Here is a 14,175-nt window from a genome sequence, read left to right as displayed (position 1 = left end):
CGCCCCCCCGGTCGTGATCGGTCGGGCGACTATACGCCGCGCATCGCCTCGTCCGGCGACGGCGGTGCGGAGACGTGCGCGCGGTCGCGTTCAGCGCGCCTGCGGCACGCGACGGACCTTCGAGACGTCGTAGCCCATGGCGCGCAGCCGCTCGATCGCCGCCTCGATGTCGGCCTCCGGGAGCGTCGGCGTGCGGGCCATCAGCCAGGCGTAGTCGCGGTCGCTGCGGACGACCAGCGTCTGCGAGTAATCCGGTGCCAGCCAGCCGATGACGTACTCGGCCTTGATCGGCCAGACGAACTGCATGCCCCAGACCGCACCGCCGCTGCCGGGCACCACCGTGGCGACCGGCCGCATGGTCTTCACCGGTGCGTCGAAGCTGCCCTTGCGGTAGCGGAACGTCGTCTGGATGCGACCGTCCGGCCGCATGGCATACGACTCGACCGCGGCATAGGCCTCGCGTTCGGGGAAGGACGGGATGTTCGCGATGACGTACCAGTCGCCCATGAAGCGCGCGAGGTCGACGCGATCGACATGCGGCACGGTCGGCGGCCGCGCACTGGCGCAACCGGCGAGCACGGCCAGGGCGGCGGCGAGCAGGCGGCGCATCAGGCCTCCTTCGCGAAGCGGTAGTGGGCGACGATCCACTCGCGGCCACCCGCATAGCCGAAGAGTTCCGCGCACGACATCCAGAACATGCGCCAGCGCTGGAACCACAGGGCCGCCCCCGCCTTGCCGTAGGCGGCTTCCAGCACCTGCATCACGTCGTCGCGTCGACGGTCCTGGTTCTCGAGCCAGTGGTTCGCGGTGCGCATGTAGTGCGTGCCGTCCACATGCCAGCGTGCCTCGATCGACAGGTGCCGCTGGAACCACAGCAGCGTATCGCTCGCCGGCATGAGCCCGCCGGTGAAGAAGTGGCGCCCCATCCAGTTGTCCTCGCCCTCCGTCTCGAACGGGTACATGCAGGTGCGGTGCGCGAAGACGTGCACGAAGAGCTTGCCGCCCGGCTTCATCCACGAGGCCACGCGGGACAGCAGCGCCTCGTAGTTGCGCATGTGCTCGAACATCTCGACGGAGACCACGCGGTCGAACTGCGCGGCGTCCAGCAGCAGGTGGTTCACGTCCTGGGTGATGACCCGCACGTTCGCGTAGCCGCGCTCCAGGCAGACGCGCTCGATGTGCTCGCGCTGCGGGCGCGAATTGGACACCGCCGTGATCCGCGCCGCGGGATACCGCTCGGCCATCCACAGGGTCAGCGAACCCCAGCCGCAACCGAGCTCGAGGATCTGCTGGCCGTCCTCGAGTTCCGCGCGCTCGCCGTACAGCGCGAGCATCGCCGCCTCCGCCTCGTCGAGGGTCTCCCGGCCGGTCGGGTAGTAGCAGCCGGAGTACTTCAGCCGCTCGCCGAGGCAGAGGCGGAAGAACGCGGGCGGCAACTCGTAGTGCTGGGCGTTCGCCGCGTCGGTGTGGATCGCCACGGGGCTGCGGCGCAACTCCTCGATCATCTGCTGGAAGCGCGCGGCCTGCGCGTCGGGCCCGCCGGCCTGCTCGTCCCGCAGTCGCTGCGCGCAGAGGTGCCGGATGCCGGCGCGCACGAGCGCATCGGGCAGCCAGCCGCGCTCGGCCCAGCCGAGCAGCCCGGGGGCCGGGCCGTCATGCGGATGTTCGGGAAGATGGTCGGCGACGGCGTTCATGCGGCAGCCCTCCGCGGGGCGGTGCGACGTGGAAGTCGGGGAATGAGCATCGGGGTGGTGCGCTGGTAGTCCGCGTAGTCGTCGCCACGCGTGCGCAGTGCCTGCGCTTCGGTGAACGGGATGCCGCTGATCCAGCGCAGGAAGACGTACATAACGACCGGACCGGCGGCCGCCATCCACCACCACGGCGACCCGGCCGCGAGAGCGGCGTATGCGAACCAGTGCAGCCATTCGAAGAAGTAGTTCGGATGGCGCGAATAGCGCCACAGCCCGTCGCGACAGGTGCGTCCGCGGTTGGACGCATCGGCACGGAACCGTGCGAGCTGGCGGTCGGCGATGCCCTCCCCGGCCAATGCCAGCAGCCAGATCGCCACGCCTGCGACGAGCCAGCCGCCCGGCCCCCCGCCCGGCGCACGCGCCACGGCCGCGAACGGCAATGCGAACAGCGGGACGAGCAACGCCTGCAGCTGGAAGAACAGGAAGAAGCGCACCTGCGAGCCGTTCCAGTGCGCGCGGAGGTAGGCGTAGCGCCCGTCCTCGGCCTCGGTGAAGACGCGATGTCCGAGATGCAGCGCGAGCCGCAGGCCCCACACCCCGCCGAGCACGCCGAGCAGCACGCGCGGCAGCACGGCGCCGTCGCCCACGAGCGCGAGCGCGACCGCACTGCCGCCCACGCCCAGCGACCAGAGCACGTCCACCAGCCCGGCATTGCGCGTGCGCCACTGCCACAGCCAGCCCAGTGTCATCACGACCGACATCGACAGGCCGATCCAGAGGAAGACGGAGGCGTTCATCGGGCTGGAACTCCCATCGCCGCAGCGGCTGATGCTTTCGGACCGCGCGCGACGCGGGCGAGCACGGGCAGTGCGACGGCCCAGCCGAGGCCGATCGCACCGAGCAGCTGCGCCATCGGCACCTGCGCGCTCCAGGCCTGCGCCATGCGCGCCGCGCTGGCGTACGCGAGCGGCGCACCGACGGCGCCCAGCGCGATCGCGAGCAGGCGGTGCCGCTGAAGCACGGCGAGGGACCGCGTGAGCGTCAGCGGGAACACCGCCCACAGGGCGAGGATCCACGGCGGCGCTCCGACGGCGGTCCACGCCGGCGGCCAGGTCGCGCGGAAGTCGATCCAGCCGGCGCGCACCAGCGTGCCGTCGAGCAGCAGGCCGCAGGCCAGGCCGGCGGCCGCCAGCGCCACGACGCGGGCCCGGTCGGGCGCGACGGCGAGGTGCCACGCCGCGAAGGCAGTCGCGCACGCGACGCCGGGCCAGGCGAGTTCGCGGCCCGCACCGAGCACGGCCGCGAACCACACCGCCTGGTAGCCGGCGAAGTCGATCGCGTTCCTCATGCCGCGGCGATCCCTGCGCGGTCGCCCGGCCGGTAGCCCGGACGTGCGAACAGGAGATGCGAGACGCCGATCGTGCGCTCGCGGAAGCCGCCCTCGCAGTAGGCGAGGTAGAACTCCCACATGCGGGCGAAGCGGTCGTCGAAGCCCTGTGCGCGCACCTGCGGCAGCTGCGCCATGAAGCGTTCGCGCCAGGCCTCCAGCGTGCGGGCGTAGGACAGTCCGAAGTCCTCCTGTGCCACGAGCGCGAGGTCGCTCGAGCGCGTCTTGGCCGCCAGCATCGCCTGCAGGGAGGGAATGAAGCAGCCGGGGAAGACGTGGCGCTTGATGAAGTCGACCGAGCGCAGCGCCTGCTCGTAGCGGTGGTCCTCGATGGTGATCGCCTGCACGAGGCCGAGGCCGTGCGGCTCCAGCAGGTCGCCGAGCTTGCCGAAGTAGGCATCGAGATATTCGGCGCCGATCGCCTCGATCATCTCGATCGACACGAGCTTGTCGTATCGGCCCGTGAGGTCGCGGTAGTCCTCGAGCAGCAGCGTCACCTGCGACTGCAGCCCGGCCTCGGCCACCCGCTGCGAGGCGAGCGCATGCTGCTCGCGCGAGATGGTCGTCGTGGTGACGTGGCAGCCGTAGTGCCGCGCCGCATGCAGCGCGAAGCCGCCCCAGCCCGTGCCGATCTCGACCACGCGGTCGCCCGGCCGTAGATCGAGCCTGCGGCAGATCGCGTCGAGCTTGCGCGTCGAGGCCGCCTCGAGCGTGTCGTCCGCGCCGGCCCACAGCGCCGAGGAGTACATGAGGTCGTCCGACAGGAACAGGCGGAAGAAGTCGTTGCCGAGATCGTAGTGCGCGGCGATGTTGCGACGGCTGCCCGCGCGCGTGTTCCGGCGCATCGCGTGCAGCGCCTTCATCGCGAGCCCGCCGAGCCGCGCGAGCCCGGTCTCCATGCCGTCCAGCAGGTCACGGTTGCGCGCCAGCAGGCGGACCAGCGCCACCAGGTCGTCGCAGTGCCACAGCCCGTCCATGTAGGCCTCGCCCGCTCCGACGCTGCCGTTCGCCGCCACCGCGCGATAGAAGCCGGCATCGTGGACGCGCAACCTCACGGGCGGCGTGCCGTCGGCCTGCCCCAGCATCGCGGTGCCGAAGGCGTCGTCCAGCACTACCGAGCCGCGCAATTGCGCGAGCTGGGCGAGCAGCCGGCCGCGCAGGAAGCGGTCGAACGAGCCGGATGCGGCGGGAAGGTCGGTGCGGGCGATCTCGTTCATCGCGGGTCCCGGGAGTGCATGGGGTGGTCGTGGACGGGCACGCGCTTGAGCCAGAGGCGCAGCGCCTGCCAATGGATGGCGCCGACGACGCGCAGCGTCATCAGCGGATACCGGACGAGGACGCGCGCCAGCGCGGCGGCGTCGATCGCGCGGCGCTCGAGCGCGAGGGTGGCGTCGAACTCGGCGCCCGCCTCGTCGAGCACGCGCATGTGCACGCGCAGGTCGTCGCCGGGCGCCGTGAAGCGCCAGTCGTATCGCCGCTGCATGGCCATGAACGGCGAGACGTGGAAGGCCTTGTCGAAGTCCCAGTGCAGCGCCCGCCCGCGCGCATCGGCCGCGTCCGCGGCCAGCACGTAGGCATGGCGTTCCTTCCACGGCGTATTGGTGATCTCGGCGACGATGCTGTGCAGCCGCTCGCCGTCGGCGTGGAAGCAGTAGTAGAAGCTCACCGGATTGAAGACGTGCCCGAAGTAGCGCAGGTGCGTGAGCAGTCGCACGGGGCCCTCCGGCCGCGAGCCGGTCGCCGCCTCGACGCGGCGACGCACGGCCTCCAAGAGCGGCAGGTCGGAGGGGCCGAGGTAGTCGCTGCGGCGGAACTCGGCGAGCGCGCGGCCGCGCGACGACCAGAGCGCGCGACCGTCGAACAGCGTGTCGACCTCGTCGAGGTCGAGGTAGAGCTGCGCGATGCGGTAGCGGAACGCATGGGCGACCGGCGCATGGCGACGATGCGTCACCCAGCCCTCGTAGATCGCGCTGGCGCGTGGCGGGCTCACGCGGCGACGGCGTCGACGTCGTGCGTTCGCGCCGCGGCACTGCCGCCCGGCCAGCGGACGCCGAGCGCGCGCGCCACGTCGACCGCGCTGCGCATGCCGTCCTCGTGAAAGCCCCAGCCCCAATACGCCCCCGCGAACCACGTGCGGCGATGGCCTTGGATCTCGGGGCGCCGGCGTTGCGCCGCCACCGACTGCGGCGTGTAGACGGGATGGTGGTAGCGCATGCGGCGCAGCACTTTGTCAGGGTCGATCGCCGCGGTGCGGTTGAGGGTGACGACGAACGGCTCGGGCGCGTCAATCGACTGCAGGAGGTTCATGCAGTAGCTGACGGTGCACTCCTCGCCCGGGTCGGCCGGGACGTGCGCATTCCACGCCGCCCAGGCGCGGCGATCGCGCGGCAACAGCGACGCGTCGGTATGCAGCACGGTGTCGTTCGCCTGGTAGCCCATCGCCCCGAGGATCGCGGTCTCGCGCTCATCCGCATCGGCGAGCAGGCGCAGGGCCTGGTCGCTGTGGCAGGCCACGACCACGTGGTCGAAACGCTCCACCCCGGCCGGGCTGATGAGCTCGACGCCGTCGGCATCGCGCCGCAGGGCGAGTACCGGCGTGCCGAGGCGCTCGCGCACGCGCCACCGCGCCTGCAGGGCCGCGACGTAGGACGAGGAGCCGCCGTCCACCACGCGCCACTCGGGACGACCGGTGAGCTGCAGCATGTGGTGGTTCGCCATGAAGCGCACGAGATACTTCGCCGGGAACGACAGGATCTTCGTGGCGGGCGACGACCACAGGGCCGACGCCATCGGCACCAGGTGCAGGTCGCGAAACATCGCGCCGTAGCGCCCGGCGGCGAGGTAGTCGCCGAGCGTCGGTCCGTCGCCCGGCTCGTCCAGCAGCGCGGGCGCATTGCGGTAGAAGCGCACGAGGTCAGCGAGCATGCCCCAGAAGCGCGGCGACGCCAGGTTGCGCCGCTGGCAGAACAGCGTGCCGAGGGTCGCGGCGTTGTACTCCAGCCCGCTCGCCGCGTGCTGCACCGAGAAGCTCATCGTGGTGGCGCGCGAGCCCACCTCCAGTTCGTCGAACAGGGCGGTCAGCAGCGGGTAGTGCTGCGGGTTGTGCACGATGAATCCGCTGTCGACGCGGTAGCGGCGCCCGTCCTGTTCGACGTCGTGCGTATGCGTGTGCCCGCCGAGCCGATCGTCCGCCTCGAACAGGTGCACCTCGTGTTCGCGCGAGAGCAGCCACGCCGAGGCCAAGCCGGCGATGCCCGAACCGACCACCGCGATCCGCATCTCAGCGCTCCGCCCGCGCGAGCACCCAGGCCGGGATCGGCTTGAGGTCGCGCACCAGGCCGAACACGGCCATGAGCCGCAGGCCGTAGTAGGTCAGGTCGACCTCCCACCAGCGGAAGCCCTGGCGCACGGTGCCCGGGAAAAAATGGTGGTTGTTGTGCCAGCCCTCGCCGAACGTGAGCAGCGCGAGCCATGCATTGTTGCGGCTGTCGTCGCGCGTGGCGAAGCGGCGCGTCCCGAAGCGATGCGCGAGCGAGTTGATGGTGACCGTGGCGTGGAACAGCACGGTCGTCGAAATGAAGAAGCCCCACACCAGCAACTGGCCGCCGCTCGTGTGGAGCCCGGGCGCAACTCCCTCCAACCACGCGCCCAAACCGTACAGGCCGGCGGCGAGCGCCACCGGCACCAGGGTGTCGAACCGGTCGAGCCATCGCAGCTCGGGATAGCGCGCCAGGTCCGGTATCCGCGCGAGATCCGTGCGGAAGGCGGCAGGCGTCAGGAACCACGTGGCGTGCGAGTGCAGGAAGCCGTGCACGCGCGGCGAATGCGGATCCAGCGCGGTATCGGCATGGCGATGGTGATGACGATGATGGGCGGCCCACCACAGCGGGCCGCGCTGCACGCAGGACGCGCCGATGACGGCGAAGACGAACTGCACGGCCCGCGACGTCCGGAACGTGCGATGCGAAAAGTAGCGGTGGTAGAACCCGGTGATCGCGAACATGCGGATCGCGTACAGCGCCACCGCGACGCCCACGGCCGTGGCCGAGGTGCCGACCCAGACGACCGCCACGCAGGCGACGTGCAGCGCGATGAACGGAACGGCACGCAGCCAGTCCGGGCGGTCGGACGCGACCGCGTCGCCCGTGTCGACGCCGGCGCCGGTATCGAACCAGCGACGCGCGGAGGCGAGCGCGCGCCGCCCCCGCGAGGCCCGGCCGGGCACGTTCGGACAGCTGTCTTCCTGGATGCGTTGGGACTGCATCGTTGCGATCGTTCCGTTCTTGTTTCCCCAGTCACGACGTTACGCATCGGCCGCCCGCGCGGATGCAGCCGAAGGTCATCCGGAGCACGTCCGCGACAACACGGTGCGTCCCGCCTCGGCGACGGCTGTAGGTGAAACCCGCACACGCTCCGGCGGGAAGTCGATGCGAAGCCACTGCGGACGGCCCCGCGCGTCGCGCACGGACCCGATGCCGCGAAAGCGCAGCAGGCGCCGGTCGCGTGCGTCGTAGTCCAACTCGACCTCCGGCAACGCGAGCCCGAGCAGGCCGGGCAGCCCCAGCCGGAAGCGACGCACGTCGCGTCCGTCGATGCGGTGCATCCCGGCGTCGTGCAGGCGCAGGTCGACCGCGGCCAACCGGCTCGGCAGGAGGAACGGCGCGCGCCGGCCACGCGCATCGATCTGCGGCCAGCGTTCGCGCACGAAGGCGTCGAAGCCCGCATCCGCCACCAGCCCCGGCGCCGCGTCCAGGCGCTTGCTGCGCAGTGCCTCGCCGGCACGCGGTCGCCAGAACACTTCGCGACCGCCCGCCACCGTGCGCAGGCCTTCGCGGTAGCCCGTGCGGGCATCGACGTAGTCGTAGTCGGGGGCGATCGGGTCGCCAGATGACGTCAACTGCTTCCGCGCGAAGGGGCGTCCGTCCGGGCATCGATACAGCACCACGCGCCCGCGATCGGGATCGTCGTTCGGAAGCCAGTGCTCCTCCCGGTAGACGACGTCGCCACGTGCGTCGCGCGCGATGCCCACGTAGCGCAGCTGTGCCGCCGCGGGGCATGCCACGAGCAGCAGCAGGAAGATGCACATCCGTCGAAGGTGGCGCATGGGTTTCGCGGCGGTTTTGGTACCGCAGCTGTACGCATGTCGCGCGCAACCGGATTCATCGCATCCGGTCCACGACGCGGTGCGTAAGAGAAGTCTCCGCCCGACCGGTCACCACGATGCGCAGCCCCACCGTCCTTGCCCGCCTAGTCGCCGCCTGCCTCGCCCTCGCGTCGGCTGGCTGCGAGCGCGCGGTCTTCGCGGTAGCGAACCGCGGCGTGACGCCGCCGGATGCCACGGTCGTGTTCGCACCGCAGGCCGGCCTGTCGCTGGATGTGTACCGGCCGGCGAACGCCTCGTCTCCCGCACCGGTGGTGGTGTTCTTCTACGGCGGCAACTGGCAGCGCGGCATGCGCGAGCAGTACCGCTTCGTCGGGCGTCGGCTCGCGCGCAACGGCGTGCTGACGGTGGTCGCCGACTACCGCACGTGGCCGCGCGCGGGCTTCCCGGCGTTCGTCGAGGACGGCGCGCAGGCCGTGGCGTGGACGCACCGCAATGCGCCGCGCTACGGCGGCGACCCGGGGCGCGTCTTCGTCGCCGGCCATTCCGCAGGTGCGCAGATCGCGGCGCTCATCGGTGCCGATGCACGCTACCTCGCGCCGCACGGACTCAAACCGCGCGACCTCGCCGGCGTGATCGGGCTGTCGGGCCCCTACGACTTCGTGATCAACGGGCAGTACGTGCCGATCTTCGGCCCGCCCGCGCAGTGGCCCGCGGCGCAGGCGGTCAATGCGGTCGATGGCGACGAGCCGCCGTTCCTGCTGGTGCACGGCACCGGCGACCGCGTGGTCGACCCCGGCGACAGCCGCGAGATGGCACGACGCCTGCAGGCGCGGGGCGTGCGGGCGGAACTCCTGCTGCTGCCCGGTGCGGGCCACACCGCGACAGTCGCCGGCCTGTATTCGCCCCGGCGCCAACCCGAGGTGCTGCCGGCCGTCCTCCGCTTCGTGGGAGCCGGCGGGCGGCCCTGACCGCGCCGCCTACAATGGGGCGATGACCACGCTCTTCATCTCGGACCTGCACCTCGACGCGACGCGGCCGGAGGTCACCGACCTGTTCCTGCGCTTCCTCGCCGAAGAGGCGCGCGGCGTCGAGGCGCTCTACATCCTCGGCGACCTGTTCGAAGCCTGGGTGGGCGACGACGATCCGTCCGAGGTCGGCGCCGCCGTCGCGGACGGGTTGCGCGCGGTGTCCGATGCCGGCACGCCGGTGTCCTTCATCCGTGGCAACCGCGATTTCCTCCTCGGCGACGGCTATGCCCGACGCGCGGGCATTCGTGTGCTTCAGGATCCGTCGGTGCTCATGCTCGGCGGTCGGCCTGCACTGCTGCTGCACGGCGACCTGCTGTGCACGGCCGATTCCGGCTACATGGCGTTCCGTGCACAGACGCGCGACCCGACTTGGCAGGCGGGCTTCCTCGCACAACCGCTCGCGGCACGCCTCGCCTTCGCCGCCCATGCGCGCGAGCAGAGCCGCATCGCGCAGTCCGCGCTGAAGGATGCCGGCACGATGGAGACGATCACCGACGTCGCACCGCACACCGTCGACGAGTACTTCGTCCGCTACGGCGTGGACCTGATGATCCACGGCCATACGCACCGGCCCGCGGTCCATGCACTCGACGTCGGCGGCCACGCGCGACGGCGCGTCGTGCTGGGCGACTGGTACGAGCAGGGCTCGGTGCTGCGCGTGCGCGGCGACGCGATGGCGCTCGACGCGCTGCGCTGAGCGCGGCTCAGTTCGCGAGCGTCTCGAGCGAGGCGAGTTCGTCCTCGTCGAAGCCCGCTTCCAGTCGCGCCGCGCGGTTGAACGGCCCGTACAGCACGGCGCGCGCGTATTCGGCGAGCAGTGCACGGAACGTCGACTTGGGCTCCAGCCCGCGCTGCACGCAATGCCAGCGATACCAGCGGCTGCCTGCGGCGACGTGGCCCACCTCCTCGCGCAGGATCACGTCGAGGATGTCGGCGGTCGCGTCGTCACCCCGCTGCCGCAGCTTCACGATCATCCCGGGCGTGACGTCGAGCCCGCGCGCCTCCAGCACGCGCGGCACCAGCGCCATGCGCGCCAGGCCGTCGTGGGCGGTCTTTTCCGCCATCTCCCACAGGCCGTTGTGCGCGTCGAAGTCACCGTAGTCGTGGCCGATCGATTGCAGGCGGCCGCGCAGCATCGTGAAGTGCCGCGCCTCATCGTTGGCCACTGACGCCCAGTCGGCATAGAAGGCCGACGGCATGCCGCGGAAACGGTAGACCGCGTCCCAGGCGAGGTCGATCGCGTTGAATTCGATGTGCGCGACGGCGTGCACGAAAGCGGCGAGCCCGTCGGCGCTGCCGAAGCCACGGCGCGGCAGTTCGCGCGGATGCACGAGGCGCGGTCGCGCGGGACGGCCCGGCATCGCGATCGGTGCAGCCGGCGGGGCGTCGTCCCGCGGCGTGAGTTCGCCGCGCGAGAAGCGCGCGTACGCCTCGAAGGTGCGCGCGACCTTTTCCTCCGGCGACGCGGCCTGCAGGCAGTCGTGCGCCGCCGCGTGCAGGCACCCGTGCATCAGGCGACGTCGTCGTCCCCGTCGACCGGGCCCGCCGCGCGCGTGCATTCCCAGCCGTCGGGATAGCCGCCGAAGGATTCTGCGAGGACGGTCAGCGCCCGCTCGAGCTTCGTGATGTCCGCATGCCGCGGCACCATGTGGCGGCTCGCGATCACCTGCCAGATGCCTTCGTCGTCGACGATCGGCGCGGACACGACGAGATCGTCCTGCTGCGTGGCGGCGTCGGCGAAGGCCTTCGCCGCGGTCTCCTCGCCGAACACGAGCAGGAAGTCGATCTCCCGCGCGACCGTCAGGTCATCGCCGTCCTCCAGCATCGCGCGCAGCACGTCGCCGTTCTCGTCGTCCGGAATCAGGGCCGATTGCAGCGATTTCATGTCAGCCCGCCTTCCGCGCCTGCTTGGCCGCGTCGGAGCGCAGCTGCTTGATGCGGTCGAAATAGCCCGGCTCGACGCCGGTGACGTATTCGCCCGAGAAGCACGACGAGTCGAACTTCTCGATGCGGTTCTTCGGGCCGGACACCGCCTCTTCCAGGTCCTTGAGGTCCTGGTAGATCAGCCAGTCGCAGCCGAGCAGGTCCTGCACCTCGTCGTCCGTGCGCCCGTGCGCCACCAGCTCTTCCGCCGAGGGCATGTCGATGCCGTAGATGTTCGGATGCCGCACCGCGGGCGCGGCCGACGCCAGGTAGACCTTCGCGGCACCAGCCTCGCGCGCCATCTGCACGATCTGCTTCGAGGTGGTGCCGCGCACGATCGAATCGTCCACCAGCAGCACGTTGCGGTTGCGGAATTCGAGCGGGATGGGATTGAGCTTGCGGCGCACGGATTTCACCCGGTCACCCTGCCCCGGCATGATGAACGTGCGGCCGACGTACCGGTTCTTGATGAAGCCCTCGCGGTACTTCACGCCGAGCACGTTGGCGATTTCCAGCGCGGCGTCGCGCGAGGTGTCGGGGATCGGGATGACGACGTCGATGTCGTGGTCCGGCCGCAGGCGCAGGATCTTCTCGCCCAGCTTCTGGCCCATGCGCATGCGCGCCTTGTGCACCGAGACGTCGTCCATCATCGAGTCCGGGCGGGCGAAATAGACGTATTCGAAGATGCACGGCGTGACCGACTTCGCCTCGGCGCACTGCCGCGCATGCATCGTGCCGTCCTGCGTGATCACGATGCCCTCGCCCGGCTTCACGTCGCGCAGGCGCTCGTAGCCGAGCAGGTCGAGCGCGACCGACTCGGAAGCGATCGCGTACTCGTCGCGCCCGTCGCGGCTGCGCTTGCCCATCACCAGCGGGCGCACGCCGTTCTGGTCGCGGAAGGCCACGAGGCCGAGCCCGAGCACGGCGATCACGACGGCATAGCCGCCCACGCTGCGGCGGTGCACGCCCTCGATCGCGCGGAACACGGCGTCGGGCGAGAGCTCGGCCTGCACGTCGAGCTCGTGCGCGAAGACGTTGAGCAGCACCTCCGAGTCGGACTCGGTGTTGACGTTGCGCTTGTCCTGCTCGAACACCTCGCGGCGCAGCGCGTCGGTGTTGATCAGGTTGCCGTTGTGCGCGAGGGCGATGCCGTAAGGCGAGTTGACGTAGAACGGCTGGGCCTCGTCGCAGCCCGCGCTGCCCGCGGTGGGATAGCGGCAGTGGCCGATGCCGAAGTTGCCCTGCAGCAGTTGCATCGAGGCCTCGTCGAAGACATCGCTGACGAGCCCGTTGCCCTTGTGCACGCGAATCTTCGAGCCGCTCGCGGTGGCGATGCCGGCCGCGTCCTGCCCGCGATGCTGGAGCACGGTCAAGCCGTCGTAGAGCTGGGCCGCGACGTCGGACTGTCCGACGATTCCGATGATGCCGCACATGGTTCGGTGTCCTGCAGGGGGATCAGGCGGGAAGGCCTGGAGATGGGGACGGTTCGGACGGATTGCGAGCGGGCGTGAGCCCGTCGAGGTCGAGGCGCGCTCGCGCCCAGTCCGGCAGCCACGTGGCGAGCCAGGCCGCACCGGGCTTGAACAGCGGCACCAGTGCCGACGCCTGCCACGGCGCCTGCCGCGGCAGCGAGGTGAAGCCCAGCAGCAGCACCACCGCACAGGCCATCGCGATGCCGCGCACGCCGCCGAGGGCGAGGCCGAGCGCGCGATCGATTCCGCCGAGGCCCGCTGCCTTCAGCGCCCGGCGCGCGACGAACGCGAGCAGCGTGACCAGCAGCGACGTGGCGACGAAACACAGCGCATAGCCGAGCAGCAACTGGAACGGCGTGGGATCGGGACCGTCCGCGACGATGCGGGCGACGCCGCCGCCGAGCACGAGCGCCGCGGTGCCGCCGAGCAGCCAGGCCAGCAGCGAGGCCGCCACGCCGACGAAACCCCGCATCAGCCCGGTCAGGGCCGAGAAGCCGAGGATCGCCAGCAGCAGCCAGTCGAGCGGGCTCATCGGTCAGGGATGCGGACGCACGATGCCGTCCACGCCGAGCTTCGCCGAGGCCTGCGCGCGCAGCGCATCGGCCGCGGCACGGTCGGCGGCGGGCCCGATGCGGACGCGGTTGAGCGTGCCGCGGTCGGTGCGCACCTGTTCGACGAAGGCGGCGAGCCCCGCGGCGCGCGCGCGATCGCGCAGGCGCGCGGCCTCGTCCGGGTTCGCGAAGGCACCGAGCTGCACCGCGTAGCCGACGCTCGAGGCGGCGGGCGGTGGTGTGGCGGCAGGCGGGGGAACAGGCGGCGCAGGCGGGGCGCTGGCGGCCGGTGCGGGGCGCTCCGTGCCTGCCGTGACCGTCGTGCTCGCGGGCGTCTTGGCGGGCGCATCCGCGGCCGGCAGTGGCGTAACGGCCACTGCAGGGGCCGGCGGCGCGGCGGTGGTGCGCGCTGGCGCGGCCGCGCCAGCGTCGAGGACCACCACCTTGCCCTGCACGTCGCTCCGCACGCGGGCGGCGGCGAGGCGCGCGGCCTCGGCGTCGGCGGCGGTCGGAAACGGGCCGATCCGCACGCGGTGCACGGTACGCGCACCGAGCGGGGCGGGCTCCTGGTAGGCCGGCAGGCGCGCGGCGGCGAGCGCGGCGACGACGCGCGCAGCATCGGCGGTGGTCGCATAGCTGCCGAAGTGCACCGCGTAGTCGCCTGCGGCGACCGTCGGGCCCGGCGGCACGTCGGCCGGTTCGGTCGGTGCGCTCGCGGGCCCGTCGAGTACCGGAGCGCCGGTCGGCACGGGCGCCAGCGGCAGGTCGAGCGTCCGGGTGTCGCCGGTGGCCTCGGGCGCCGGCGGCACCTTGAGCGGAACGCGCGAGGCGCCGCTGTCGGGCGCCGGGTCCATGACGAGCAGGGGCAGGAAGACCACCGCGAGCGCGACCAGTACCGCCGCGCCGAGCAGCCGCTGTTTCAGGGCAGGTTCCATCGCGTCCGCACGAGGCGGGAGCCGCCCGCCGTGTCGGGGCGAATTATACGCGTCGCCCCGCCGCGCCCCGGCGCGCGGCGCAGT

The 14,175-nt window shown here is 71.5% G+C and carries 16 protein-coding genes; 2 read left to right on the top strand and 14 right to left on the bottom strand.

The genetic code is table 11. The features are described 5' to 3' along the window. Window positions 1-90: 90 nt before the first annotated feature. The 9 genes from ACY35P_RS02045 to ACY35P_RS02005 form a co-directional block, all read right to left on the bottom strand. Window positions 91-609: a lipocalin family protein gene (locus tag ACY35P_RS02045; RefSeq protein ID WP_462114160.1), complete on the bottom strand. Its 519-nt coding sequence runs from the start codon at window positions 607-609 to the stop codon at window positions 91-93. Continuing rightward, window positions 609-1,694, bottom strand: coding sequence for an SAM-dependent methyltransferase (locus tag ACY35P_RS02040; RefSeq protein ID WP_462114159.1), 1,086 nt, complete (start codon window positions 1,692-1,694; stop codon window positions 609-611). Before ACY35P_RS02040 ends, ACY35P_RS02045 begins: the two co-directional genes overlap by 1 nt. After that, window positions 1,691-2,488 (bottom strand): DUF1295 domain-containing protein, encoded by a 798-nt coding sequence (locus ACY35P_RS02035; protein ID WP_462114158.1) that lies wholly within the window; start codon window positions 2,486-2,488, stop codon window positions 1,691-1,693. Before ACY35P_RS02035 ends, ACY35P_RS02040 begins: the two co-directional genes overlap by 4 nt. Continuing rightward, entirely contained in the window at window positions 2,485-3,039 is a 555-nt protein-coding gene (locus tag ACY35P_RS02030) for a DUF2878 domain-containing protein (protein ID WP_462114157.1), read from the bottom strand. The genes ACY35P_RS02035 and ACY35P_RS02030 overlap by 4 nt, the downstream gene beginning before the upstream one ends. Beyond that, entirely contained in the window at window positions 3,036-4,295 is a 1,260-nt protein-coding gene (locus tag ACY35P_RS02025; protein WP_462114156.1) for a class I SAM-dependent methyltransferase, read from the bottom strand. Before ACY35P_RS02025 ends, ACY35P_RS02030 begins: the two co-directional genes overlap by 4 nt. Then, the gene (locus tag ACY35P_RS02020) at window positions 4,292-5,068 is read right to left on the bottom strand and encodes a DUF1365 domain-containing protein (protein WP_462114155.1); all 777 of its coding nucleotides are present in this window, start codon (window positions 5,066-5,068) and stop codon (window positions 4,292-4,294) included. Before ACY35P_RS02020 ends, ACY35P_RS02025 begins: the two co-directional genes overlap by 4 nt. After that, a complete protein-coding gene (locus tag ACY35P_RS02015; RefSeq protein ID WP_462114154.1) occupies window positions 5,065-6,357 on the bottom strand; it encodes an NAD(P)/FAD-dependent oxidoreductase in 1,293 nt (430 codons plus the stop codon). Before ACY35P_RS02015 ends, ACY35P_RS02020 begins: the two co-directional genes overlap by 4 nt. 1 nt (window position 6,358) lies before the next feature. Then, window positions 6,359-7,342 carry an acyl-CoA desaturase gene (locus ACY35P_RS02010; RefSeq protein ID WP_462114153.1) on the bottom strand — a complete coding sequence of 328 codons (984 nt, stop codon included), beginning with the start codon at window positions 7,340-7,342 and terminating at the stop codon, window positions 6,359-6,361. A gap of 75 nt (window positions 7,343-7,417) precedes the next feature. After that, a complete protein-coding gene (locus ACY35P_RS02005) occupies window positions 7,418-8,182 on the bottom strand; it encodes a hypothetical protein (protein ID WP_462114152.1) in 765 nt (254 codons plus the stop codon). Between the two features lie 116 nt (window positions 8,183-8,298). On the opposite strand from ACY35P_RS02005, the gene ACY35P_RS02000 reads away from it, so the two are divergent. Both ACY35P_RS02000 and lpxH read left to right on the top strand, forming a co-directional pair. Beyond that, on the top strand, window positions 8,299-9,150 hold the full coding sequence (locus ACY35P_RS02000; RefSeq protein WP_462114151.1) for an alpha/beta hydrolase: 852 nt from the start codon (window positions 8,299-8,301) through the stop codon (window positions 9,148-9,150). Window positions 9,151-9,172: 22 nt separating this feature from the next. Beyond that, complete coding sequence (gene lpxH / locus ACY35P_RS01995) at window positions 9,173-9,907, top strand: UDP-2,3-diacylglucosamine diphosphatase (protein WP_462114150.1); 735 nt, start codon at window positions 9,173-9,175, stop codon at window positions 9,905-9,907. Window positions 9,908-9,914: 7 nt separating this feature from the next. Here the strand turns inward: lpxH and ACY35P_RS01990 are convergent, their stop codons facing one another. From ACY35P_RS01990 to ACY35P_RS01970, 5 genes are read right to left on the bottom strand one after another with little or no spacing between them, the layout of a single operon-like run. Further along, window positions 9,915-10,721, bottom strand: coding sequence for a ferritin-like domain-containing protein (locus ACY35P_RS01990; RefSeq protein WP_462114149.1), 807 nt, complete (start codon window positions 10,719-10,721; stop codon window positions 9,915-9,917). Continuing rightward, complete coding sequence (locus ACY35P_RS01985) at window positions 10,721-11,095, bottom strand: ribonuclease E inhibitor RraB (protein WP_462114148.1); 375 nt, start codon at window positions 11,093-11,095, stop codon at window positions 10,721-10,723. The genes ACY35P_RS01990 and ACY35P_RS01985 overlap by 1 nt, the downstream gene beginning before the upstream one ends. A gap of 1 nt (window position 11,096) precedes the next feature. Next, entirely contained in the window at window positions 11,097-12,566 is a 1,470-nt protein-coding gene (purF, locus tag ACY35P_RS01980; protein ID WP_462114147.1) for an amidophosphoribosyltransferase, read from the bottom strand. A 22-nt stretch (window positions 12,567-12,588) separates the two neighbouring features. Next, the gene (locus ACY35P_RS01975) at window positions 12,589-13,137 is read right to left on the bottom strand and encodes a CvpA family protein (protein WP_462114146.1); all 549 of its coding nucleotides are present in this window, start codon (window positions 13,135-13,137) and stop codon (window positions 12,589-12,591) included. A 3-nt stretch (window positions 13,138-13,140) separates the two neighbouring features. After that, on the bottom strand, window positions 13,141-14,091 hold the full coding sequence (locus ACY35P_RS01970; protein ID WP_462114145.1) for an SPOR domain-containing protein: 951 nt from the start codon (window positions 14,089-14,091) through the stop codon (window positions 13,141-13,143). Window positions 14,092-14,175: the final 84 nt, after the last annotated feature.

The organism is Lysobacter xanthus (assembly GCF_047159895.1).
This window is presented reverse-complemented; position numbering and strand designations above follow the sequence as displayed.